The sequence below is a fragment of the Streptomyces sp. Tue6028 genome (assembly GCF_002300165.1).
Lineage (GTDB): Bacteria > Actinomycetota > Actinomycetes > Streptomycetales > Streptomycetaceae > Streptomyces > Streptomyces siamensis.
This window is the reverse complement of sequence record NZ_MLCE01000013.1, coordinates 202474-225890: the sequence shown is the minus strand read 5'-3', so window position 1 is coordinate 225890 and position 23417 is coordinate 202474. Positions and strand designations below refer to the sequence as shown.

The 23417-nt window shown below is 68.8% G+C and carries 20 protein-coding genes and 3 pseudogenes; 10 read left to right on the top strand and 13 right to left on the bottom strand.

Annotated elements, in window-relative coordinates:
- The first annotated feature begins 137 nt into the window (after positions 1-137).
- A complete protein-coding gene (locus BKI49_RS12415) occupies positions 138-1220 on the top strand; it encodes a catalase family protein (RefSeq protein ID WP_257004736.1) in 1083 nt (360 codons plus the stop codon).
- A 699-nt stretch (positions 1221-1919) separates the two neighbouring features.
- Here the strand turns inward: BKI49_RS12415 and BKI49_RS12410 are convergent.
- Positions 1920-2141 (bottom strand): hypothetical protein, encoded by a 222-nt coding sequence (locus BKI49_RS12410; protein ID WP_095934314.1) that lies wholly within the window; start codon positions 2139-2141, stop codon positions 1920-1922.
- A gap of 614 nt (positions 2142-2755) precedes the next feature.
- Here BKI49_RS12410 and BKI49_RS12405 point away from each other — a divergent pair.
- Positions 2756-4159: a hypothetical protein gene (locus BKI49_RS12405; RefSeq protein ID WP_095934289.1), complete on the top strand. Its 1404-nt coding sequence runs from the start codon at positions 2756-2758 to the stop codon at positions 4157-4159.
- 249 nt (positions 4160-4408) lie between these two features.
- Here the strand turns inward: BKI49_RS12405 and BKI49_RS35770 are convergent.
- The 4 genes and pseudogenes from BKI49_RS35770 to BKI49_RS35030 form a co-directional block, all read right to left on the bottom strand.
- A pseudogene (locus BKI49_RS35770) lies at positions 4409-4528 on the bottom strand (DUF475 domain-containing protein); the annotation flags it as partial.
- Positions 4519-4797, bottom strand: a complete 279-nt coding sequence (locus tag BKI49_RS35765; protein ID WP_257004735.1) for a hypothetical protein — start codon at positions 4795-4797, stop codon at positions 4519-4521. The pseudogene BKI49_RS35770 and the gene BKI49_RS35765, both read right to left, overlap by 10 nt.
- 21 nt (positions 4798-4818) lie before the next feature.
- Positions 4819-5031: pseudogene (locus BKI49_RS35760) on the bottom strand (cyclase family protein); the annotation flags it as partial.
- Between the two features lie 454 nt (positions 5032-5485).
- The gene (locus tag BKI49_RS35030) at positions 5486-5884 is read right to left on the bottom strand and encodes a hypothetical protein (RefSeq protein ID WP_143658430.1); all 399 of its coding nucleotides are present in this window, start codon (positions 5882-5884) and stop codon (positions 5486-5488) included.
- Positions 5885-6827: 943 nt separating this feature from the next.
- Between BKI49_RS35030 and BKI49_RS12385 the strand changes: the two genes are divergently transcribed.
- Positions 6828-7247: a hypothetical protein gene (locus BKI49_RS12385; RefSeq protein WP_095934288.1), complete on the top strand. Its 420-nt coding sequence runs from the start codon at positions 6828-6830 to the stop codon at positions 7245-7247.
- Positions 7248-7491: 244 nt separating this feature from the next.
- On the opposite strand, the gene BKI49_RS12380 is transcribed toward BKI49_RS12385, so the two are convergent.
- The 3 genes and pseudogenes from BKI49_RS12380 to BKI49_RS35285 form a co-directional block, all read right to left on the bottom strand.
- Entirely contained in the window at positions 7492-8559 is a 1068-nt protein-coding gene (locus BKI49_RS12380; RefSeq protein ID WP_095934313.1) for a DNA polymerase III subunit beta family protein, read from the bottom strand.
- Between the two features lie 263 nt (positions 8560-8822).
- Positions 8823-9941: a cytochrome P450 gene (locus BKI49_RS36315; RefSeq protein ID WP_373557542.1), complete on the bottom strand. Its 1119-nt coding sequence runs from the start codon at positions 9939-9941 to the stop codon at positions 8823-8825.
- A 135-nt stretch (positions 9942-10076) separates the two neighbouring features.
- Positions 10077-11444: pseudogene (locus tag BKI49_RS35285) on the bottom strand (NAD(P)/FAD-dependent oxidoreductase); the annotation flags it as partial.
- A 729-nt stretch (positions 11445-12173) separates the two neighbouring features.
- Here BKI49_RS35285 and BKI49_RS12365 point away from each other — a divergent pair.
- Complete coding sequence (locus tag BKI49_RS12365; protein ID WP_257004734.1) at positions 12174-12737, top strand: DUF6529 family protein; 564 nt, start codon at positions 12174-12176, stop codon at positions 12735-12737.
- Positions 12738-12765: 28 nt separating this feature from the next.
- Positions 12766-13155, top strand: a complete 390-nt coding sequence (locus BKI49_RS36310; protein ID WP_373557541.1) for an aldo/keto reductase — start codon at positions 12766-12768, stop codon at positions 13153-13155.
- A gap of 258 nt (positions 13156-13413) precedes the next feature.
- On the opposite strand, the gene BKI49_RS12360 is transcribed toward BKI49_RS36310, so the two are convergent.
- On the bottom strand, positions 13414-14451 hold the full coding sequence (locus BKI49_RS12360; protein WP_095934287.1) for an endonuclease/exonuclease/phosphatase family protein: 1038 nt from the start codon (positions 14449-14451) through the stop codon (positions 13414-13416).
- Between the two features lie 463 nt (positions 14452-14914).
- Between BKI49_RS12360 and crcB (BKI49_RS12355) the strand changes: the two genes are divergently transcribed.
- Genes crcB (BKI49_RS12355) through crcB (BKI49_RS12345) form a run of 3 tightly spaced genes read left to right on the top strand, consistent with a single transcriptional unit; the run spans position 14915 to position 16052 of the window.
- On the top strand, positions 14915-15331 hold the full coding sequence (gene crcB / locus BKI49_RS12355; RefSeq protein WP_257004733.1) for a fluoride efflux transporter CrcB: 417 nt from the start codon (positions 14915-14917) through the stop codon (positions 15329-15331).
- The gene (locus tag BKI49_RS12350) at positions 15331-15681 is read left to right on the top strand and encodes a DUF190 domain-containing protein (protein WP_179332423.1); all 351 of its coding nucleotides are present in this window, start codon (positions 15331-15333) and stop codon (positions 15679-15681) included. The genes crcB (BKI49_RS12355) and BKI49_RS12350 overlap by 1 nt, the downstream gene beginning before the upstream one ends.
- Positions 15678-16052, top strand: coding sequence for a fluoride efflux transporter CrcB (crcB, locus tag BKI49_RS12345; protein ID WP_095934284.1), 375 nt, complete (start codon positions 15678-15680; stop codon positions 16050-16052). The genes BKI49_RS12350 and crcB (BKI49_RS12345) overlap by 4 nt, the downstream gene beginning before the upstream one ends.
- A 74-nt stretch (positions 16053-16126) precedes the next feature.
- On the opposite strand, the gene BKI49_RS12340 is transcribed toward crcB (BKI49_RS12345), so the two are convergent.
- Together BKI49_RS12340 and BKI49_RS12335 are read right to left on the bottom strand one after the other, a co-directional pair.
- Positions 16127-16480 carry a DUF190 domain-containing protein gene (locus BKI49_RS12340; protein ID WP_095934283.1) on the bottom strand — a complete coding sequence of 118 codons (354 nt, stop codon included), beginning with the start codon at positions 16478-16480 and terminating at the stop codon, positions 16127-16129.
- A 433-nt stretch (positions 16481-16913) separates the two neighbouring features.
- Positions 16914-17309 (bottom strand): hypothetical protein, encoded by a 396-nt coding sequence (locus BKI49_RS12335; RefSeq protein ID WP_095934282.1) that lies wholly within the window; start codon positions 17307-17309, stop codon positions 16914-16916.
- 255 nt (positions 17310-17564) lie between these two features.
- Between BKI49_RS12335 and BKI49_RS12330 the strand changes: the two genes are divergently transcribed.
- Together BKI49_RS12330 and BKI49_RS12325 are read left to right on the top strand one after the other, a co-directional pair.
- A complete protein-coding gene (locus tag BKI49_RS12330) occupies positions 17565-19151 on the top strand; it encodes a GMC oxidoreductase (RefSeq protein WP_095934310.1) in 1587 nt (528 codons plus the stop codon).
- Positions 19152-19305: 154 nt separating this feature from the next.
- On the top strand, positions 19306-21123 hold the full coding sequence (locus BKI49_RS12325) for a glycoside hydrolase family 15 protein (RefSeq protein ID WP_095934281.1): 1818 nt from the start codon (positions 19306-19308) through the stop codon (positions 21121-21123).
- 61 nt (positions 21124-21184) lie between these two features.
- Here BKI49_RS12325 and BKI49_RS12320 read toward each other — a convergent pair whose 3' ends face one another.
- Entirely contained in the window at positions 21185-21673 is a 489-nt protein-coding gene (locus BKI49_RS12320) for a gluconokinase (RefSeq protein ID WP_095934309.1), read from the bottom strand.
- Positions 21674-22188: 515 nt separating this feature from the next.
- Positions 22189-23409, bottom strand: a complete 1221-nt coding sequence (locus BKI49_RS12315; RefSeq protein WP_095934280.1) for a cytochrome P450 — start codon at positions 23407-23409, stop codon at positions 22189-22191.
- Between the last annotated feature and the right edge of the window lie 8 nt (positions 23410-23417).

The following is a 23417-nucleotide window of genomic DNA, read 5'->3' as shown; positions in this document are numbered from 1 at the left end:
ACCAGTCCAGCCCACCGCGACGGGGCACCCGTGGCCTCCTCGTCGATTCGTGCGGAGAAACTTCCTCCTCCCCGCTCACGCTAGGCCGGGCGGGTGCGCCCGGCCACCGGATGCGGGGCGGTGGACGCGGGGGCAATGTGGGTGGAGAGGGCGCGGGAGTCTCCCTGAAGAAGGTGATCGAAAGAGCGGAGGATTACATCGCCGCGTCAGTAAAGAGCGGTGGTACCGGCCAAGCATTCCGCGACGCGCACGCCAAGGGATACGGGCTGGTCCGAGGTCAGGTGGAGATCCTGAGCGACCTTCCCGCCGAATACGCTCAAGGTATCTACGCGACACCAGGCACTCACGATGCGCTCATTCGCTTTTCCAACGGCTCGCCCCACGCCGGAGCCGACGCGCGACTCGGCGCATCCTCCGGACTGGCCCTGAAGATCTTCGGAATCGACGGCCCGACCCTCCTCGAAGACGAACCGGACACAGGTACGTTTGAGTACGCCAACATCAACGGGCCGATCTTCTTCTGCAACACGGTCGAGCACTACCTGTTCATTCAGAAACTGTTCCTGCACTCCTCGGACTACTTCTCCGAAGGCCGAACCGGCGCACACCGCTTCTATACCGAGTTCGTGACCGGGAATGGAACCCTGGACCAGGACGACTGGGCGTGGGACGAGCTCCTGGCCTACCTTCGCCTATCCACCATCCCCCGAGTGAACCTACTCCTGTCGACCTACTGGACCATGGGCGCGGTCAGGCACGGGGACTACATCGCCAAGGTGCGCATCGCACCCGACCCGCACTCCGCCGCTGCGGTCGTCCAACGCACCGTCGACCCGACGTCCGCAACCGAGGTGTACCGGCCGGCCCTGCAAGCCGAACTGCAGGAGCGCCCTTACGTCTTCGACATCCAGGTTCAGCTCTGCACCGACCTTGAGCGGATGCCCGTGGAGGACACCACCGTCGAGTGGCCCGAGGGACTCTCGCCGTACGTCACGGTCGCCAAGCTGCGGCTGCCGCAGCAGGACATCTCGGGCCCGGAAAATCTCGCGAAGATGGACGCCCTGTCCTTCACGCCCTGGCGGGTCACCGCCGAGCACGCTCCCCTCGGCAACATCATGCGGGCTCGCAAAGAGGTCTACCGGCACTCCTCCATCGAGCGCCACAAGCTCAACCAGCAGCCGCGCACGGAGCCGCGCAGCATTGGCGAGGTGTTCCCATAGCCTCGGGTGGGGCGCTGGGGCTCTACGTGGTGATGTGCCCGCAGATGGACACCCACATCCAGATCGGCCCCACGGGCAAGAAGCTGCTGCCCCTGACGGTCAAGAACGCCGGCCCGACGCCTGCTTCGAGCGGTCACACGCACTGAGGTGAGCGGGGCGCTCGATCGGGTGGTTGAGGCGCTGGCGGGGGTGAGCGAGGACGAGGTGACGGCTGCACTGTCCGCGGCCGGCGTCTCGCCCCCCGCCCGTCGGTGTCTTCGCCACCCTCCCGGACGCCGCTGCCGGTCCCTGAGGCTTCGCTGCACATCGTTTCCGAGGTGGAGTGGGTCTGAGTTCCCTATCGGCTTGCGCGTGACGGTGTGGCCGCGAGCCCTCTTTCCTGACCGGGAAGGGGGCTCATTGGCATTCGTCGACGAGTGAGTCCATGGGTTTGGCACACCGGAGTGCCTCGCGCGTGTCGGGTCCCAGGTGATGCTTGATGGTGGGCCTGGGCACATCGGAGGCGCGTGGGGCTTGTTCGCTTTCAGGTCACGGACGGGGACGTCGGTCGTGCAGCATTGCAGCACTCGTGCTGCCGAGGTCAGCCGGCTACAAATTCGATCAGGATGGTCGTCCGCCGTACAGGAACACAGCGCCACCGGTGAGGAAGCCCCACCCCACGATCTTGTTGATGACGTACTGAGTGTCCTCGTCCGGCCCTCAATCAAAGGGAGAGAGCCCAGCCGTCTCTAGGTGATCAAGCAGGTCTTGAAGACATGCGTCCGGCGAGGGCTGGTCGGTACGAAAGAACGAATCCTCGCCCAAGGCTCCGCCAGAGACGATCACCATCCATCGTGTGCCCGGGGTGCGCTCGCCGTCAGCCTTGAAGACTGCGTAGCACCCCTGCTCGATCAGCCATTCCATGAGTTCGACGATGTCCATGCCCACCCCTCTCGTGTGAATGTCGCCGGCACCAAGCGCCAGGTGACCGGTGGGGCCGTTCCTGGGCCGTACTTGATTCACCATGGAGGCTCTACTGACGTCTACACGATCCTCCGAGCCGGGGCTGGCCATCTGCGCGACCATCACCGGGGGTAGCCTTTCACTCCGTTCGAAGGTCCTTGGAGGCTCCCTGTGCACACCGGCGTCTTCTTGCTGCGGAGCGCGCTGGGCCTTGGCGGCGGTCTGACGGCCGTCTGGGAGTTGACCCGACAGGCTTCGGGACCGGGCTGGAGGGAGCGGCGGCTCTTCTGTGCTGTGGGAGCTTTGACGCTCGCCGGGCTGCTCGCAGTCTAGGGACGGCCTATGAGTCCTACGCCGAGCCAAGGTTGAGTTCAGATCCGGGCCGTGCCGGTCAGCCTTTCGAGCGAGTCAGACCGTGCGGCGGCCTTGCCAAAGGGCCGTCCCGTAGCGGCCTCTAACCCGCGAGAGTGCAGCCCGCTCGGCCATCCGGCCGATGCGGCAGCGTGTCCGGTTCGGAGGTCTTTCGGCGCAGGTCAACCTCGCCCCCAAAAGCCTGGGCGACGCTGCCGAGAGCCGAAAGGTGCTGCTGCACGATGAATCAGACCCTGACCCGCATCCGAGCGTGCACCGCCGCGGTGTCCTCCGCACTGGGCCTGGTGACGGCCCTGGCAGGCGGCGCCACTGCCCAGCCACAGGCGGATGACCATGCCACCACCGTGGACGTGCCGTGCAAGGTCCGGGCGCTCGTCGAGGCGATCACCACGGCCAACAGTTCACCGGGCGCCGACACCCTCCGGCTGGCCCGCAGGTGCACCTACAAGCTGATGTCCCCGGACGCGGCCAGTCCCGCCAACGGCCTGCCCGTCATCACCAGCGAGGTCACCATCGACGGCAACGGCGCGACGATCACGCGCGCCAAGTCCGCCCCGGACTTCCGCATCCTGCTGGTGGGCGAGGAAGGCGCCCTGACGCTCAACAGGACCACCATCAGCGGCGGCCGGGCGACGGACTGCCCACTCATCCCCGGAGGAGAGGGAGCGGTCTGCGGGGGCGGCATCAACAACCAGGGAACCCTGACGGTGAACCACAGCCGAGTGGTCCACAACGCCGCCGATTCCGCCGTCGACGGCATCCCCGTGGAAGGCGGCGGCATCGACAGCGATGGCCCCGCGGCGACCTTGAACGACACCGATGTCAGCGACAACACGGCCATCTACACCGGCAGGACCGCGGGCAGCGCCGACGGCGGCGGGATCGCCAACGACGGCCCTCTCACGCTCAACCGCAGCCGCGTGACCAACAACACCGTGCGGGTCGCCGAGAACCCCGACAGCGCCGCGTTCGGTGCCGGCCACGCCGCGTTCGCGGAGACGACGATCGAACACAGCACCATCAGCGGCAACCACGCCGACGCCCCGGGCGGCATCGCGCGCGGCGCTCTGACCAACGCCGTCGACATGACGGTGACCGACACCGTCATCAGTCGCAACACCACCAGCGCCCCGCGCGGCCTCGCCACGGGCGGCGGAGTCGCGAACAACGCCCCGATGCACATGGTCGACACCCGCGTCGTCGACAACACCGCCACCGCTGCGGGCGGTACCGCGCGGGGCGGCGGGATCAGGAACGCCGCCTTCGGTCAGCTCACGCTGACGAGCAGCAAGGTGCTCGGCAACACGGCCGGCGCTCGCGGCGGCATCGCCCAGGGCGGGGGCATCGACAACCCTGCGGGCGGCACCGTGACGACGCATCGCTCCGACATCGGCGACAACGCCGCCAAGGCTCCGGGCGGCGGCACCGCGCAGGGCGGGGGCATCTTCACCGACATCGGATCGACGACCCTGAACGACAGCGCCGTCACCGGCAACCGTGCCGGCGACGGGGGCGGCATCTTCGAGGGCCCGAGCGGCACGGTCACGCTGAACAACACCGTGGTCAAGCGCAACAAGCCGAACAACTGCGCACCGCCGAACGGCGTTCCTGGCTGCATCGGCTGAGCCGATCGACGGCGGCCGCGCTGGTTGCGGCCGGTGCTTCCTCCTTCGCTCGACCGCCCCGGCGGTGTCCTCCTGGACACCGCCGCCGGAGTGTGAGCCTGGCGCGGCTGTGACCGCGGCGGCGGACTCTTCAGACGTGTGCCTGGACGTGCTCAGTCATGTGTGGACGCGTGCTCGTGAAGAGCGTCGGGGCCGGAATGCAGTCGCGCTGATGAAGTGCTGGAGGCCGCGTCTTCCTCAGCCGCGCCGAGCGATCTCCAGGACGGCCAGGATCGCCACGATCCCGAAGGCGGTCCCCCCGTAGAACGCCGCTGCGACCAGACCGAGCGCGGTAATCGCGAACGACCAGCCGAAGGTTTTCAGAAGCACTGACTACCCCATTTCGGGTGTGAGTTGTGGCGGGACGCGAGTGGCCAGCGCAGGGCGGTGGCGTTGGCGGGTGAGCCGACTCCACCGGTCAGGTTGAGTGGTTTGACGGTGAGGAGGCTGTCCCAGCGCCCGGTGGCACGGCAGTCCAGCGCGAGGGTGCGCAGGTTCCACAACTCGCCTAGGGGGAGGCCCAGTTTGGCGATCAGCTCCTGGTGCATCATGCCGTCGTCCTCGGGAGCGGTGTCGCGGAAGTCGCTGGTGGCGGCCACGGGCAGCACTTCCACCGCGAAGGTGTCGGTGGCCAGGAGTGCGACGCGGTGGTCCCAGCACCAGGCGGCGAAGGCATGGCTCTGGGTGAAGCCGGTGGCGCGTCGTTCGGCGCGTACCTCGTCGCGTTCTTCCGGTGTGGTGGTGAGGTACCAGTCGGCCCAGCCGGTGTGGACGAAGACGAGATCGCCCGGCTCGACGCGGCAGCCCTCGCGTACGTCAAGGGGTGGTCGAATGATCGATCAAAATGGGGGCCTACTGAGGTGCAAGTCAGGGTGGGACCCGGCGGGTCTGGGGCACGCCTCTGAACCCTTGGTGCCGCAAGGGCCCAAGGCCGGACCGGTGGGGGAGAGGCAGGGGTGCAGTGCCTGAGGTTTTGGCCGGGGCGAGCGAGGACGAGGTGGCCGCTGCGTTGGCTGCGGTTGGCGCTTCCGGCCCTCTCTCTTCCGCGCCGGCGGTGCCTTCCCGGACGCCGTTGCCGGGCCCGCGAGCCGCTGCGGGGATCATCTCCGAGGTGGATTGGGTCCAAGGGCAGCTCGGCGCCGCCGACCGGTTCGCCAGCGACGCGGTTTCCGCACGCTCATGCCCTGTCCTGCCGGTCGCCTGGCCCACGGGCTCGGCCTCGCGGCCTGGACACGCCGTGTGCCGGCCCCTTCCTGGGGCCGGCACCGGCGCTCGGTGTGGCTGGGATCAGTGTCCGCCGCCGCCACCGCCGCCGTGGCCACCGCCGCCACCGCCGCCGTGGCCGCCGCCACCGCCGCCGCCGCCACCGCCGCCGTGACCACCGCCACCGCCGCCGTAACCGCCGCCGCCGTGGTCGCCGCCATAGCCGCCGCCGCCGTGGTCGCCGCCATAGCCGCCGCCGCCGTGGTCGCCGCCGTAGCCGTTGTCATAGCCGCCGTGGCCGTATCCGCAGTCGCCGTTCCAACCGTTGTCGCAGTCGTCGTCGTGGTTCCAGGAACTGCTGTAACTGGAGTTGTGGTTCGAGCTCGCCGAAGCGGTGCCCGCCGTGCCGATCGCGGCACCACCGGCCATCAGCACACCGGCAGCCGAGATTACGAAGACGCGCCTGGCGCGTTGTGATCGCATGGGAAATCACCTCTCCCTCTCCATCGCCTCTCGCGGCTCCCAGAGGGACGGACGCGAGGTGGAGGGCCGCCGCCGCAGAGGGAGGAAAAGGGTGCGGCGCGGTCTTTGGGCTTACCGCGGCATTCTCAAGAGCACCGCCCTGCCGCCGATGTCTCCAGGACCCCGGCGCCAGGTCGCGCCGGTGGCCGCTGTGACCGGGTTCCCGCGGTGACGGAACTTCTTCGGACGTTATGCCGTGTTTCGCGGCATTTCACCTCTGAAGTGTAGCTCGCCACACATCATCTTGAGGGCGACTCAGGCGTCATGCGCCGCGGCGGGTGGGAGGGTCTCGCCGGTGATCGTCGAGGCGTGGTCCGTGACCGGGAGGGGCGGCGTTCCCCTACGTGTGGGTCCGCGAGCCTCGGCTTCTCTGAGCCCCGCTGAGTTTCAACCTTCCCCACTACTGGTTCAGTTGCCGCGCGAGGTGCGGGCCGGTTCCTTGGGTCGCAGCGAGCTACGGCCCTGAGCCGAGACCTGGACGAGCAAGGCCACGGTCACAACGATGCCTCCGGCGGGGGAGCTGCCGACACCGGGCCGGGGGCTGGGTTGGAAATGGGTAAGAATGTCGTAAGAAGTGCGGCTCAAGAGATGGCCGGGGCGTACGCGGTGTACGCAGGCATCCCAAGGTGCTCAGACGGTCTTTCGGGCGGGGGCGGCCCCATGAGGCGCTGGGGGACCCCGAGGAACTGTGCCGCACTCGCGCGAGCACCGAAGCCGGGCCGCCCGGCGCTGAACGGGAGCCAACCGGATCGGGCAATCCGCCGACGGGCACAGGCGCGGACCGTCATCGCGAAGCGCGCCCCAGTCCCATTGACATCAGGATTTGAACACGTTCAAAATAATGTTCGCCGCTTCCTTGAGGCGTCGCTGTCGGGCATGTGCGAGACACGAGGGGCAGGGCCGTATGGCTGCCGACCAGCATCAGCGGATACGACGTGCATTCATGGGCGCCGCGTTGGGGTGCGTGGTGACACTCCTGTTGGCCTCCTGCTCCGACTACCCGGTCGAGGTCGACACCGTCGATCAGCTGACGGGCGTGTCGTCGGACTTTGCCGGGAGGACAGTTGAGTTCAAGGGCGACGGCACGTTCACGGCCGAGGGCTTGGACAAGGCGGAGGTCGGCGCCGAGTGCTCCGGGATCGCCGACCGGCAACAGGGAACGCTGTCCCTCCTCGGATCGTATGGCGAGGTCACCTTCGACGGCGTGGACTGCGAGGACATGAAACTCGCCTTCCACGGCTCCCCGAGCTCCTTCGTCGCCTGCTTCACTCGGGACATGACGTCCGGGGGGTGCACGGACGAATTCAGCCGGGAGAAAGGCTGATCCGGGTGATCCGGCCGCGAACCGACGACTTGATCGCCGCGTCACGGGGACATGCGCGGGACAACTCGTCAGCGTGAGGGCGTATCAGACGAACCGTGACGGCTTCCATGGGGCGGCCTGAGCACCGTGGTGCGGGTTCGTTCGATCGGCGATGGTGCGTCTGTCGCCGGCAACGGGTTCGCCGGCACCCTGAGCCGGCTGCGTCCGATCGGTCTGGGCGAGCCGGATCAGGGTGAGTGGACCGTCAGTCCTCCAGGCGGACCGGCATCAGGATCGAGAAGGTGCCTTCGTCGTCGGGCCGGCGGATCGCGATCGGCGTTGCGGGGGTGTCGAGTTCGAGAATCAGCCGGTCCCGGGCTCCGGCGGCCAGCGCGTCCAGGAGGAACTCACGGTTGACGGCGATGCGGTTCGGGTCTGCGTCACCGTCCGTGCAAAGCGTCGCCGTGCCGCCGTCCTCCACCCTGAGCAGGCTGAGGTCGGGCGCTCCGGCCTCTTCGGAACGGACAGGACCGGTCTCCAGGGTTTTGCGGAAGGCCGCCACCTCGACGACGGCGCGGCGCCCCGCGGCCTGCGGGAGGAGACGCCGGTAGTCGGGGAAGTCGTGGTCGAGGCACTGGCCGGCTGCCTGCCTGTCTCCCGCCTCCAGGGTCACGCGGTCACCGTCGACGGACAGCCGCACGGGTCCCTCGCCGTCCAACAGAGCCCGCATCGCGTCGGCGAGCGGGGTGGGTACGACGACCTGCACCCGGCTCCCGTCGTGCCCGGCGACATCGGCCTGCGCGACAGCCATTCGGTACCGGTCAGTGGCCACGACGTGGAGTCTCTCGCCCTCGATGTCGAACAGGACCCCGCCGAGCATCGGCAGTTCAGGGTCGGTACTCGCCGCGAAACGGACCGCGTCCAGCGCGGCCGCCAGCTCGGGTGCGGCGCTGGACAGCCGGACGGTGGCGATGCGGAGCGAAGTCATGACGTTCTCCCGGTGATCGAGTAGTGCTCGGAGCGCGGAGAACTCGCCGCGGGCATCGGACAGTCCCTGTTCGAGACGGGACAGGTGCGCCTTGAGCAGCTTTCGGACCAGATCGGTGTCCGCGCCGGACCAGCTGGCCAGTACCAGCCTGATGTCCGGCAGTGGCATTCCGGCCCGGCGCAAGCGGGCCAGAAGGCGGGCCTCTTCGAGCTGCTCGGGTTCGTACCAGCGGTACCCGCTCACCGGATCCACCCAGGCCGGGACCAGCACACCGGCACGGTCGTAGAACCGCAGGGCGCTCACGCCCAGACCGCTCTCGCGGGCCATCTCGCCAATGCTGCGCATGTCGTTCTCCACACCCAGCACTCTGGCCCCTGCACAAGGTCGAGGGTCAACCCGGCTCGGGAGGGGATCTCGCGAGAGCGGAAGGGTGGTGCTGCGGCTCGACGGCACTGAGGCGAGACTGTGCGGCGACCCTTGCAGCCCTCCCGCCCTGGGGAGCCACCGTCAGGTCCGGGTCCGGGACGAGGGCGCGGGGACGCCGTTGGCGGCTGCGCATCCAAAGTGGCGCGCGCGGCACGACTTTGCAACCGCCCTCGCCAGTCGCGTCAGCCGGTGCCTTGCTCGACCTGCAGATGGATCGGACCGCGAAGAACGGGGCTGGGCCGGTACGGCGGCGGGTCGGCGACCAGCCTGGGCCGGTCGAGTCGGTGTACCAGCTCGGTCAGCGCGATCTGGGTCTCCCGCCGGGCCAGCGGGCCGCCGAAGCAGAGGTGGACACCGCTGCCGAAGCCCAGGTGCTGGTTGTCCCGCCGGTCGGGGTCGAAGCGGTCGGGGTCGTGGAAGCGCTTCGGATCGCGGTTGCCCGAGGCCAGCATGAGCGTGATCCGGGAGCCCTTGGGGATGACGGTGTCGGCGACGGTGATGTCGCTGTACGCCGCCCGCCAGGGAATGATGTGCACGGGAGGCTCGTAGCGCAGGAGTTCCTCGACCAGCGGGACGACGAGGTCCGGGTCGTCGCGCAGGCGCTGGAGCGCCTGCGGGTGGCGCAGCAGTGTCAGCATGCCGTTGGTGATGAGGTTGACGACGGTCTCGTGGCCGGCGATGAGCAGCAGTTTGGCGGTCGCGACGATTTCGGCGTCGGTCATCCGCCCGTCCGGCCCGTCGTCGTCGGCCAGCCGACCCAACAGACCGTCGCCCGGCCGGCCGTGGCTCTGTTCCACCAGCACGCAGAGGCATCGGCGCAAGTCCTTGCGGGCCTGTACGCCTTTGTCCAGTCTCTCCTTCGGGTCGGTCTCGGGGTCGTAGTCGATCGAGTTCATGATGTCGTTCACCCAGAGGTGGAACCTCGGTTCGTCCTCGCGTGGCACGCCGAGCAGGCGGCAGATCACGGTCACGGGGAGCGGGAAGGCGAAGTCGTCGACGACGTCGATCTGTTCCTTGCCTGCCAGCTCGTCGATCAGGCTGCCGACGGTGGCGGTCAGGAAGCCTTCGAGCCCGGTCACCAGCCCACGGGTGTGCGGGGGGCCGAAGTGCCGCATGGCCGTACGCCGCAGGCGATCGTGCTCGGGCGGGTCCCTGTGGATGAACGAGGACGTGGCCCCTCCCTCGACCGAGGGCGGACGCGACAGATTGCGCATGTCGGAGCTCAGATGCGGGTCATTCAGAATGTCCCTGATCTCGCGATAGGTGCTGATGACGTAGCTGCCGTCCTCCTGCCGGGCCACCGGCGTCTCACGCAACTCGGCATACAGCGGGTACGGGTCGGCCCGGGCGGAGTAGTCGAAGATCCGTTGCAGGATGCCGGGCGTCTCGGTCGCGGTCGGCGGGCCTTCCTCCTGCCGATGCCGGCGCACGGCCGCGACGCGGCGCTCACCCGGGTCATCGCCGGTGACGACCACGGTGGCCCCCTGAGCGAGCAGGGTGGGGCCGGGGAAGTCCACGGGCACCGGTTTCATGTCGGCCGGCTGGTCCGGCGTGGGGCAGGAAGGCGGGAAGGGCGCGGCCGTCTCGATCAACCGTCGGTAGTGGTCGAGCCACCTGGCGTCGTCGAAGCTCACGGCGGCCGTGACGCGGCCTCGATAGCCGTATGCGCTGACGAAACGGTGGTCGTCCAGCGATCCATGGGTGACGACGACTTCGTCGGCGAAGGTCGGTACGCCGACGGACTTGATGTTGGCGCCGAACTGGATCGACCAGAACAGCGGGATGGACAGGTGGGGCCGACGGTCCGCCGGGGCGCTGACCATGTTGTGTGCCGCGACCTCGGCCTGTTCCACGGCGTTGGCCCAGTGCTCCAGTGAGATGAGCCGGTGTTCGTAGAGGGGGTTCGGGCAGCGTGCCACGTCTCCCGCGGCGAAGATGTCGTCGGTGACGCGGCCGTTGATGTCGAGGGCGCGGCAGCCCGTGTCGCAGGTGATTCCCCACACGCCCGCCGCCAGTCCCGAGTCCCGGAGCCATTCGGTGTTGCGGATGCTCCCGAGCGCCACCACCGCCACATCGGCGTCGATCGTGCTGCCGTCGACGAAGTGAGCACGGCGAAACCGTCCGCGCGCGTCGCCCTCGAGCCGGGTTACCTCGACACCGCAGCGCAGGTCGACGCCGTGAGCGCGCTGCATGTCCGCCGCGACCTCACCGACCAGGGCACCCAGCGCCGCGGCCAGCGGGGCCGCCCCGAGTTCGGCGACGGTCACCGGGATGTCCCGCTCGCGGCAGACGGAGGCGATCTCGGAGCCGATGAATCCGGCGCCGATGATCAGAACGCGGGAAGGCCCTGCGGCAAGGGCTCGCTGCAGACTCTCGGCGTGCTCGCGGGTACGCACGACGAACACCCCGTCCAGGGCTCCCTCGGACTCGACGAACCACGGCCGGGCCCGTACTCCGGTGGAGATCAGCACACGGTCGAAGGGAACCTCGCGTCCGTCGGCGAGCAGGACGTGGTGCGTCGCGAGGTCCAGCCCGTCGGCGGGTACGCCCAGCAGCCACTCCGCATCGATGGCACGACGGCGGGGCAATGTGGTGTCGCAGGCGGGCACCCATCCGGTCAGTACCTGCTTGGACAGGGGAGGCCGGTCGTAGGGCTCGCCCAGCTCGTCACCGATCATGGTCAGCGAGCCGGTGAAGCCCTCATCGCGCAGCGCCTCCGCGGCCCGCAGCCCCGCCAGCGAGGCTCCGACGATCACGATGCGGCCGTCGCGCTTGAACGCCTGCAGATGGTCGGCACTGTTCATGACGGCGATGCCTCCGCCGATGCGTGCCGCGTGTCATCGGGGTTCGGGTCGTACATGGGCGCTTCCTCGCCGTGCATCCGGAACGCCTCCGGAACCAGGTACGCGCACTCCCTCACATCGGGGCAGAGCAGCGACAACTTTCACCCGGACCTCCGCTGGGAGCGGGAGCTGCAGACCCTCGAGCCGGCGTCACTTCGGAGCGCAACGTGGGGGGATTCGGCCGCTACCCATCCCTGCGAAGTGCGAGGGGGTGCGCCGCGCCCGGCGGGTCTCTGTGGAAAGAATTGATCATCGCGGCTGAGGCGATCGACACCTGCCCAGGGACGTATCCCTGCTTATGGCCGCATCTAGCTTACGTAAGCGGCGCTCTTTTGGATTGCCGTGGCGAGGAAACCGTAGAGCACGGTGCGCCGGAATGCCGGCAGGGATTCAGCGTGGCAGCGGCACCGGTCTCCTGTCTCCGCCCCGGGGCAAGCCCCCGATGGAGCAGCGACTGCCCGGGCAGACCAACTGGAGTGGACAGGCCCCGAGCACCCGGGGCCAACTGGGAGAAGAGGTCCGCCGGGGTCGTTTCCCGCGGCTGCACCGATGCGCCGTCCGACACCATGGAGCGCTCATGAAGGGAACGGCCGCGGCGACCGACGGCGAGGAAACCGGCGTGTCCGGCGCCACAGTCGTACGTCGTCGACGCATCGGGCAGCAAGGCCGAACCCGATCGATGGGGGACCGATGACCGAGCACACGGGCGAGCGGAAGCGGCGCCCCGCACGCATGATGGCGGGCTTCTTGCTGCCGGTCGCGGTCGCGGTGGGGGTGTATGTGTTCGGCCGCACGCACACACCCGACTACACCAGGGGCCTGTTCGGGCAGCACGGCGTCGGCGTCATCGATCTCAAGGCGCGCCTGGGCAGCGCTCTGATGGCACTCGCGGTCGTCCAGCTGCTGCTCGGGTTGTGGATGTACCGGCGCCTGCCAGGAGCGGGCGCCGCGCCGCACCGGGTGCAGCCCACGCACCGGCTCATCGGCCTGCTTGCCTTTCTGCTGTCGCTGCCCATCGCCTACCAGTGCGTCATCGCCTACGGAGTCGAGTTCTCGAGCAGCCGAGTGGCGGTGCACTCCATCGCGGGCTGCCTCCTGTACGGCGTGTTCGTCGCCAAGGTGCTGGTGGTACGCAGCCGCCGACTGCCCGGTTGGGCGCTTCCGGCCGCCGGCGGCGCCTTGGTCGTCGTCATCGCACTGCTGTGGTACACGGCCGCCTTGTGGTTCTTCGCCGGCTCCGCCCCCGGCTTCTGACCGTGCTGTCGCCGAGGCCCGCCGTGGCCTGCACGGCAGCCCTTCCGGAAGGCACGAGTACAGCCTGGTCGACCGCGCCGCCGAGCGGGAGCTGCTGCCCAGGGCGCAGTCGCTCGGTCTGGGTGCGGCGCCGTGGAGCCCGCTCGGCGGCGGTCTGCTGACCGGCACGTACCGCGGGGGCGCCACCGGCCGGATCAGCGACCTCAACCGTCGGGTTCTTCGAGGACATCGCGCGGAAGACCGCGATCGTCGACGCCGTCCTCGACGTCGCGGCCGAGCTCGGCGTCCCGGCCTCCCACGTCGCCATCGCCTGGATGCGGGAGCAGGGCGCGCGGGCGGCCACGGCGTACGTGCCGATCATCGGCCCGCGCAGCGTCGCGCAGCTCGACGACTACCTGGGCCGGCGGGCTGTGGCTGACGTTCGGGGCCGGTACGTCAGGCGGCGGCCGCAGGGCCGTCAAGGAGGACAATCGGCAGGCGCGGATCCGCAGAGAGCGGCGGAGGCGGTCGCGTGGGAGCGGGCTTGGAGTGAACCCCTGAAGCGGGTGTCGCGGGTTCACATCCCGCCGGGGCGCAGGCAGAAGGGCCAGTCCGGGAGGGGGGTCCTCCGGGACTGGCCCTTTGTCGATTCCAGCGTCGCGCCACTTGCGGGCCCACTGTGTTCGGGTGGAGTCGGCTACCGGAGGCGCAGCCCCACCACCAGGCCGGCGTGATCGGACGGCCACAAACCGTTGGGAGTCCGGTCCCTCACCTTGTCTCCGATCAGGCGGGCGGAGACGGCAGAAAGGTGTGTGGGCTGGTAGAAGACGTAGTCGATGCGCGCGCTGAGCTTGGACGGCAGGTTGCGCAGATCGGGGTCCTGGACGGCGGTGAATCCGCCCACGGGGCCGTGGACGGTCCGCCAGGCGTCGTCGTAGCCGCCGTTGGTGAACGTGCCGTAGGGTCCGGTCGTTTCGACGGGCAGGGTATTGAAGTCGCCGAGAGCGGCGACGGGATACGGCGACTGTGCCAGCGCGGCGTACAGCTCCTGCCCCTGGGCGTTGCGGATGGCCGGCACCCCTGGCTGCAGGTGTGTGGTGGCCACCCGCACCCGGGTCGGCTTGCCCTTGACGGCGACGTCCACCGCGGACCAGCCCCTCGCGGTGGTGAAGGTGACTCCGAACGGGGTGGTGACGACGAGCTTCGCGGCATAGAGGTGCGACTGCGCGTTCGTCACCGGGAGCCCGTCCTGTACCAGGACCGCGTCCCGGTTCGTGAAACTCGCCCGTTCGGTCGCACTGATCGGCAGGGTGGTGGTGCCGGTGTCGTCGACCGCGGCGGCCCGGTAGTGGAGACCGGCCCGGCGCAGCTCGCGGAGCAGGATGTCCAGGAAGTCGTAAGTGGTGTGGAGGGGGCCGGTCAGCGGGCCCTTCTTCCACAGGGCCACCTCCTGCAGGCCGATGACCTCGGGGCGCTCGTTCCTGACCAGGCGCGAGATGGCCCGGGCGCGGGACGGGAAGTCGGTGGCGACCACCTGGTCGTAGGCGACCCCGGCTCGCTCGACGAGCTCCTGCGGAGTCTGCGCAAGGGCCAGAGGCGCGAGGTCGGCGCCCAGATAGATGTTGTACGTGGCGACCTTGAGCTGCCGCGTACCGGCCTGAGCCGGGGCGGCCAGGCCCAGTGTCGCGGCAACCAGCCCCACGGCGACCAGAAGTGACGCCCATCTTCGTGCCATGCGCTTCTCCTTCCATTGCCCGGGTCAGATCACGACGTCCGGAGCCTCAGGCCATTCCGGATCCGCTCATACCGTCCCGAACAATCCGATAACTTCCTGTGATCACATGATTGCCCGGACGTGAGTGCGAGAGCCCGTGGGTCGGGCAGTGCCACTCAAAAGCGCTCGTCTTCTTGGCAGTGGCAGTGGCAGTGGCAGCACCGAGCACCACCGTGACCGCGGTGATGGAAGCCGGGACGGGAGTGAGGTATGAGTCTGGTGCTGTCCGGGTCAAGGCTTAATGTTGGGGTGGTGGATGAAGCGGCCTGTCGGGGCCTTTGATCAGCCCCGGACGGCCGCACCGGGTGCTCATCCCGAGCTGGGGTCCTGCGGCTCGTGAGGGCGAGGCAACGTGAGTGATGGGCCTGCGCAACGCTCACCGGCCACCGCGGTCTCGGAGAGTTCTGCGGCGGGACGGGCGCACGTGCGTCGGGAGGCCCGCCGTACGCATCTGCAGACCCTTTCGGTCATTGCTGTGGGCGGATCCCTGGGTGCTTTGGCCCGCTACGAAGCGGCATTGCTCTGGCCCACCGGGAAGGCGGCGTTCCCCTGGACGACTCTGGGCGTCAACGCGGTCGGATGCTTCATCATCGGCGTGTTCCTGGTGATGATCACAGAAGCCTTCACCGTGCACCCATTGCTGCGGCCGTTCTTCGGGACCGGAGTTCTGGGAGGCTTCACGACCTTCTCCACGTACTGCGTCGACATCGAACGTCTGGTGCGAGCGGACAGGGCAGGCCTCGCCCTGACGTACCTGGCGGCGACCGTGGTCATCGCACTGGCCGCGGCGAAGATCGGCATGGCCTCCACCAGACGCATCCTCGCGACGAGAGGACTGTGATCATGAGACTCCACGGACACGCACTGCGCCTGACGATCATCGTGGACGACACGGACACCTGGCAGCACAAGCCCCTGTTCACGGAGATCGTGCACCGGGCCCATGCCTTCGGCCTGGCCGGTGCGACGGTTCTCCGAGGTGTGGAGGGGTTCGGAGCGACATCGGTCGTGCACACCACACGGCTGCTGTCCATGGCCGACGACCTGCCGACGGCCGTCATCATCATCGATGAAGAGGACCGCATCCGAGCCTTCATGTCTCAGCTCGAAGAACTGCCCATCAGTGGCCTCGTCACCGTCCAGCCGGTCGAGGTGGTCCACTACAAGGGCCGGGAGGCAGCAGCCACATGAGGTTCTTGCTCGTCATTCTCGGAGGGGCCATCGGCGCCCCCATGCGATACCTGATCGACCGGAGCGTCCAGGCACGCCATGACACCACTTTCCCCTGGGGCACGTTCGGAGCCAATGTCACCGGATCGGTGATCCTGGGCACGCTGACCGGAGCGACGCTCGCCGGAGCCGCCTCGCAGAACGTCCAGCTCTTCCTGGGCACGGGCCTGTGCGGAGCCCTGACCACCTACTCGACGTTCTCCTACGAAACGCTCAGCCTCGCCGAGGCCGGAGCGCGCTTTCTCGCCGCGGTCAACGTGGTGGCCTCGATCGTGGCCGGGCTGGGCGCCGTGTTCATCGGCATGACCTTCGCGCAGGCAGCCTTCGGCTAGGAGGCGCCGATCCGTATCCGCCCCCTCAGGCATCCGCCGGGAACCGGCCCCCCTCAGACTTGTGCGGGGACGGGTCAGACTTGTGCGGGGACGGGATCCCGGTCGGTGCCCTGCATGATCCCGACCCTCTCGACGATCACGAGCCCTTCGTCGATCAGCTCGCTCAGTGTCGGAAGGAATCGGCGTACGCGTTCCTCGTCGTCGACGATGACGATCACCAACGGCAGGTCCTGCTTGAGCGACAGCATCCGAGGGGCATGCATGACCGATGAGGCTCCGAAGCCCTCGACGCCACGGAAGGCCGTCGCGCCGGCCAACCCCGCCTCATGGGCGCGATGCACGATCTCCGCGAACAGTGGCCGGTGATGCCAGGTGTCGCACTCCTCTATGAAGATCGTCAGCTGCAGGGCCGATTCCATAGGCATCATGACGTCCTCCTGGCCATCACACAGGCGCCTTGCGCTGTGCGCGCGGCCGGCCCAGGCGCAACCGTTGTGTCCCGGGCCCTACCGAGGCACGACAGATCCAACCCGAAGAAACCGGCCTCTACGCTCCCCCAGACGGCCGAACAACGTGAGCTGCAGTTGGGGCCTTCCATTTCCGTAGCCCTCCTACTCGCGCGGGCCGACAGACAGGCCAAGATCACTTCACGAGTAGGGACTGTTGGTGGCAGCGAATGCCACGGTTGGGGTACGGCGAGCCCCACCGCCGCGTAACCGCAGCCGGAAGACGACTTCGGCTACACGTCCAAGATATCGCTATTCAGCACACTATGGAATGAATCCATCCGGCTCCCGTACGCCTCCGGCGAGGTGGCTGCTGTGGTTCGGGACGAGGGCCGGGTACGGCTGATTTACGCGATCAGGCCGGCGCAGGCATGAAGCCACCGCGCGCGGCACCGGAGGACAGCAGGGCGGACCAGTCGAGTGCCTCGGGCAGCTGGTCCACAGACATGACGACTGCTCCGCCGGCCTGCTCCGCATCCGCGCACCAGCCGCCCATGTCGTTCGACGCCGTGCCGCCGTCCGCCTCACCGACCACCGGCGCGGCGAGGGCGGGGACGACGAGTCCGTGGTCGCCAGGTCCGTCCACGACGCACAGGGTGAGTCGGGGGACGATGCTCCATCCCTCGCACAAGGGCACCGCCCCGTCCGGTGCGATCAGGGGCGGCAGGGCGTCGTGGACGGTCGCGCCGGCCAGCAGGAGCACGGGCGTGGCACCACGAACGAACAGGGTGTTCTCAGGATCCAGCAGCACGGGACCACTCTCGCAGGCTGGAGCATCCGGGCGACAGGCGGGTGCCGAGAAGGGGCACGAGGTGTGGCGGCCCGGCCCACGCGGATCCCGGCGGCCCTGTTCGGCGACCGAAGATCCCCCCGACCCGCCCGAATGGCCCAACTCGCCGGGCCTATCGCCCGGAGATAGGTTGGTGAGCGGGGCGCGATGGCGGCTGGAGCGGATCTTTTCTTCGCCACGGCAGGACCGGACAAGGCTCCGAGGGCGGTGGCCGGCATGACCGAAGCGCAGTACTACGACGTCATTGTCATCGGCACCGGTGCGGGTGGTGGCACCCTCGCCCACCGGCTGGCGGACACGGGAAAACGTGTCCTCCTTCTCGAACGCGGCGGCTATCTGCCCCGTGAGCGTGACAACTGGGATTCCACCGCGGTCTTCGTCAAAGGGAAGTACCGCGCCCCGGAGTTCTGGTTCGACAAGGACGGAAACCGATTTCCGCCCGAGGTCAATTACTACGTGGGCGGCAACACCAAGTTCTACGGCGCCGCGCTCTTCCGTATGCGCCCGGAAGACTTCGGCGAGGTACGTCACCACGACGGCGTCTCGCCCGCCTGGCCGCTGCGCTACGAAGACTTCGAGCCGTACTACACACAGGCCGAACATCTCTACCTGGTGCACGGCCGGCACGGTGAAGACCCCACGGAGGGTCCCACCAGCGCGCAGTACGCCTGCCCGCCGGTCCAGCACGAGCCGCGCATCGAGCAGCTCGGCCACGATCTGGAGAAGCAGGGACTGCACCCCTTCCATCTCCCGATCGGGGTGAACCTCACCCAGGACGACCGGGGCCGGGCCGTGCACACCAGTGCCTGCATCCGCTGCGACCGCGTCGACGGCTTCCCCTGCCTGGTCGGCGCGAAGTCCGACGCCCAGGTGATCTGCGTCGACCCCGCCCTGGAACGCGCGAACGTCGAGATGATCACGTACGCGGACGTACAGCGCCTCGAGACGGACGCGACCGGCCGGACGGTGACCGCGGTCGTCGCCACCGTGGGGGACCAGGACCCCGCCACCGTGCGGTTCGGCGCCGACATCGTGGTCGTGGCCTGCGGCGCCGTCAACTCCGCCGTGCTGCTCTTGCGTTCGGCCGACGACCGGCATCCGCGGGGGCTGGCCAACAGCTCGGACGTGGTGGGCCGGTACTACATGCGGCACAACAACATGGCCCTCATGGCGGTGTCCCGGGAACCGAACGACACCAAGTTCCAGAAGACTCTGGCGCTGCACGACTGGTATCTGGGATCCGATGACTGGGACTACCCCTTGGGCGGTATCCAGATGCTCGGAAAGTCCGATGCCGAGCAGATCCACGGCGAGGCGCCCCGCTGGGCCGGGGCCGTCTCTCCGGACATGCCGTTCGAGGTGCTGGCCCACCATGCGGTCGACTTCTGGCTGTGCGGCGAGGACCTGCCGGCCCCCGGCAACCGCGTCACCCTGGACGGGGACGGCGGGATCCATCTCGCCCTCGACGAGAAGAACAACATCGCCGGGCTGGAGCGGCTGCGGCACAAACTGCAGGACATGCTCGGCCACTTGGGCATGCACCCGCACCGTCTCCTGTCGCACAGCATCTACCTGCACAAGGGCATGCCCATCGGCGCCACGGCGCACCAGGCGGGCACGGTCCGTTTCGGCCGCGACCCCGCGAGTTCGGCCCTGGACGTCAACTGCAAGGCGCACGACCTCGACAACCTGTACGTCGTCGACACGAGCTTCTTCCCGAGCATCGCGGCAGTGAATCCCTCACTGACCGCCATGGCCAACGCCTTGCGGGTCGGCGACCACATCGCGGAGCGACTGCAATGACGTCCCGCGTCCCGCCCGACGGCGGCGCCGGCCACGTTCGCCGGGCTCCGCGCCGACCGGAACGAGAGGGACCACCCGGCACGCGTCGATGCCGTTCGTACGGGACGGGTCCAGGCGACACGAGCCTGAGCAGGGAACCAGCAAGGAGGCCGTCATGGATCGCTATCCGCCCATCGCCGAACACGGACTCATCGGGGACCTGCAGACCACGGCTCTGGTGTCGTCGCACGGCGTGGTCGACTGGTTCGCGGCGCCGCGCTTCGACTCGCCCAGCGTCTTCGCCGCCTTGCTCGACCACGACGGCGGCGGCTACTTCCTCCTCGCGCCGGACCACCCCGAAGGGACCTGGAAGCAGCTCTACTACCCGGACACCGCCGTCCTGGTGACCCGCTTCATGTCGCCCGACGGAGTGGGCGAGATCATCGACTACATGCCGGTCCAGCCGGGTCCCCGAGCGAGTGACCGGCACCAATTGGTGCGTGTGGCCCGCACGGTGCGCGGCACCGTCCGCTTCGCGCTCGAATGCCGGCCGCGGTTCGACTACGCGCGGGCCGGTCACCGACTCGACGTGACGCCCGGACGGGCGACGTTCCACGCCCCGGGTGCGACCGCCCACCTCCAGGGTGACATCCCGTTGGAACAGGACGGGCAGGACGTCCGGGGCACCATCACGCTCAACGCGGGAGACGTGGCCGCCATGGTGTTCACGATGTGCCCGCCGGGCGGAGAGGCGCCACCGTCACCCACCACCGAGGGGATCACCGAAGACGTCGGGGACAACATCAACTTCTGGCAGCTGTGGGTGCGCACCTCGCGCTACCACGGCCGCTGGACGGACATGGTGTACCGGTCCGCCATCACCCTCAAGCTCCTGACCTACGCCCCCACGGGCGCACCGGTCGCGGCCGCCACCATGGGGCTGCCCGAGCAGGTCGGCGGCGAGCGCAACTGGGACTACCGGTACACCTGGGTGCGCGACGGGTCCCTGTCGGTCCGGGCCCTGCTCGATCTCGGCTTCGTGGAGGAGGCGACCCGCTTCACCCACTGGCTCGGCGACCGTCTGGGCGCCCGCGAGGGACCGGACGGCGAACCCCTGCAGATCATGTACCGGGTCGACGGTGACGCTCATCTGACCGAGGAGATACTGGACCACTTCGAGGGCTACCGCGGCTCCTACCCGGTCCGGGCCGGCAACGCCGCCTCCGACCAGCTGCAGCTCGACATCTACGGCGAGGCCCTCTACGGCCTGGCCGAGGGCCGTGAGGTCGGCGAGCACGCGGGGTACCACGGGTGGAAGAGCCTCGCCGGCACCCTGGACTGGCTCGCCGACTCCTGGGACCGGCCCGACGAAGGGATCTGGGAGACCCGGGGCGGACGCAAGGACTTCACCTACAGCCGGGTGATGTGCTGGACGGCGTTCGACCGTGGTCTGAAGCTGGCGGCCGAGTTCAGCAGGCCCGCCGACACCGCGCGCTGGACCCGCGCCCGGGACGAGATCCTGGAACAGGTCATGCAACGCGGCTGGAACGAGAAGGAGCAGGCCCTCGTCCAGTACTACGGAGGCGACGTCCTGGACGCGTCCCTCCTGCTCGCACCCCGGGTCGGATTCATCTCCCCCCGAAGCCCCGCTTGGCTGAGCACCCTGGACGCCATGGACCGCGTCCTCGTGTCCGACAGCCTGGTCTACCGGTACGACCCTCAGGCGTCCCCCGACGGACTGCGCGGCACCGAAGGAACCTTCAGCCTCTGCACATTCCTCTACGTCGACGCCCTCGTCCGTGCGGGGCGGCTCTCCCAGGCGCGCTACGCCTTCGAGAAGATGCAGACCTACGCGAACCACGTCGGTCTGTTCGCCGAGGAGATCGGCCCGAGCGGTGAGCAACTCGGCAATTTCCCGCAGGCTTTCACCCACCTCTCCCTCATCATGGCCGCCACGACGCTCAACGACGCGCTGGACCGGCTCCGGCATTGATCGTCGTTCGGTCCGTCCGGACTGCTCGCCGGTGAGCCGCGGCCACGAGAACGAAGGCGAACTACGGGTCCCGCTCGGCCACCGCGCGCAGCGCCGCCGCCAGAACCTGTTCCCGGTCGCCGGAGGCGTCGACGGTGAGGCCCGGCTCGTCGGCCTCGAGCGGATCCAGGATGTCGTACTGGGAGTCGAGCAGCCGCGGAGGCATGAAGTGTCCCTTGCGACGGGCGATCCGCTCCGCGGCCACCGCTCGGTCCAGAGCCAGGTAGACGAAGCACAGGTCCGCGCCCGTCCGCCGGAACCGGTCCCGGTACTCACGTTTGAGCGCGGAACACGTGGCGACGCCCCCGTGCCCGCCTGCCGCCGTCGCTCGAATCCACTGCGTGAAGGCAGCCAGCCACGGCTCGCGATCGGCGTCGTCGAGGGGATGCCCGGCAGCCATCTTGGCGCGATTGGCAGGGGGGTGGAGGTCGTCGCCGTCCAGGAACGGCACGTCGAGCCGTCGCGCGAGGCGTGGTCCGACGGTGGACTTGCCGGACGCCGACACACCCATCACGATCACCACGCGAGAACCACCGACCACGCCGGTCAACGAGCCTCCCTGAGACGACGGTGGAGGACTGGAGCCACATCCACTATCACCCGTCGTTCCAGGACGTGCTGTATGAGCCGGCCCTCCGCGGAGCGCGTCCCGCTCGCTCCGTCCCTCACCCCCGCAGCACAGGTGGCTCCAAGCACTGGGGAACAAGGGAGAGTTCGGAAGGCCGATCCGGTCCTTCCGGGGGACGCCGACGACTCCAGGAAGCCGACGTCGAGAGACAGCCCAGCAAACGGAGAGCAGCGGTCCAGCGGACCACCGATCATTCGCCCGGTCCAGAACCGGGACCAGCGGCGCCACTGCGCATCCGGGGTGGGCCGGTGAAGGCACCTCGTCGCGGCGGTTGTCGTAGCCGACCGCCCGCCCACCGCCCGGAGACGGAAACCACAGCCTCACAGCAGGACGCTCCCGGCCTGACGGTGGAGAACGCCAGGTCGGGAGCGGCCATCGGTGTGTCTGCGGCTGCCGCGTCAGCCGGTGCCCTGCTCGACCTGCAGATGGATCGGACCGCGAAGAACGGGGCTGCGCCGGTACGGCGGTGGATCGGCGACCAGCCGGGGCCGGTCGAGCCGGCGTACCAGCTCGGTCAGCGCGATCTGGGTCTCCCGCCGGGCCAGCGGGCCGCCGAAGCACAGATGGATACCGCTGCCGAAGCCCAGGTGCTGGTTGTCCCGCCGATCGGGGTCGAAGCGGTCGGGATCGTGGAAGCGGTCCGGATCGCGGCTGCCCGAGGCCAGCATGAGCATGATCTGCGAACCCCTGGGGATGACGGTGTCGGCGACGGTGATGTCGCTGTACGCCGCCCGCCAGGGAATGATGTGCACGGGAGGCTCGTAGCGCAGGAGTTCCTCGACCAGCGGGACGACGAGGTCCGGGTCGTCGCGCAGGCGTTGCAGCACCTCCGGGTGGCGCAGCAGCGTCAGCATGCCGTTGGTGATGAGGTTGACGGTGGTCTCGTGGCCGGCGATCAGCAGCAGGTTGGCGGTCGCGACGATCTCCTCGTCGGTCATCCGCCCGTCCGGCCCGTCGTCGTTGGCCAGCCGCGACAACAGGTCGTCACCCGCCCGGCCGTGGCGTTGCTCCAGCAGTCCGCCGAGGTACTGGCGCAGGTCCTTGCGGGCCTGCAGCCCCTTCTCCAGTTTCTCCTTCGGGTCGATCTTGGGGTTGTAGTCGATCGAGTTGACGATGCCGTCCACCCACACATGGAACTTCGGTTCGTCCTCGCGCGGCACGCCGAGCAGGTGGCAGATCACCGTGACGGGGAACGGGTAGGCGAAGTCGTCGACGATGTCGATCTGCTCCTTGCCCGCGAAGCCGTCGATCAGACCGCTCACGACGGCGGTCAGATCGCCGTCCATGCCGGCCACCAGCCCGGGGGTGTGCGGGGGCCCGAAGTGCCGCATGGCCATACGCCGCAGGCGGTCGTGCTCGGGCGGATCGAGGTTGATGAACGGCGGCGTGGTCTCCCCCTCGTGCGAGCGCATCGGATGCGCCAGATTGCGGACGTCGGAGCTCAGGTGCGGATCGTGCAGCAGTTCGGCGAGCTCGCGGTAGGTGCTGACGACGTAGCTGCCGTCCTCCTGCCGGGCCACCGGCGTCCTGCGCAGCTCGGCGTACAGCGGGTACGGGTCGGCGCGGGAGGAGTAGTCGAGGATCCGGCGCAGCGTGTCGGGCATCTGGGTCGTGGTCATCTTCCCCT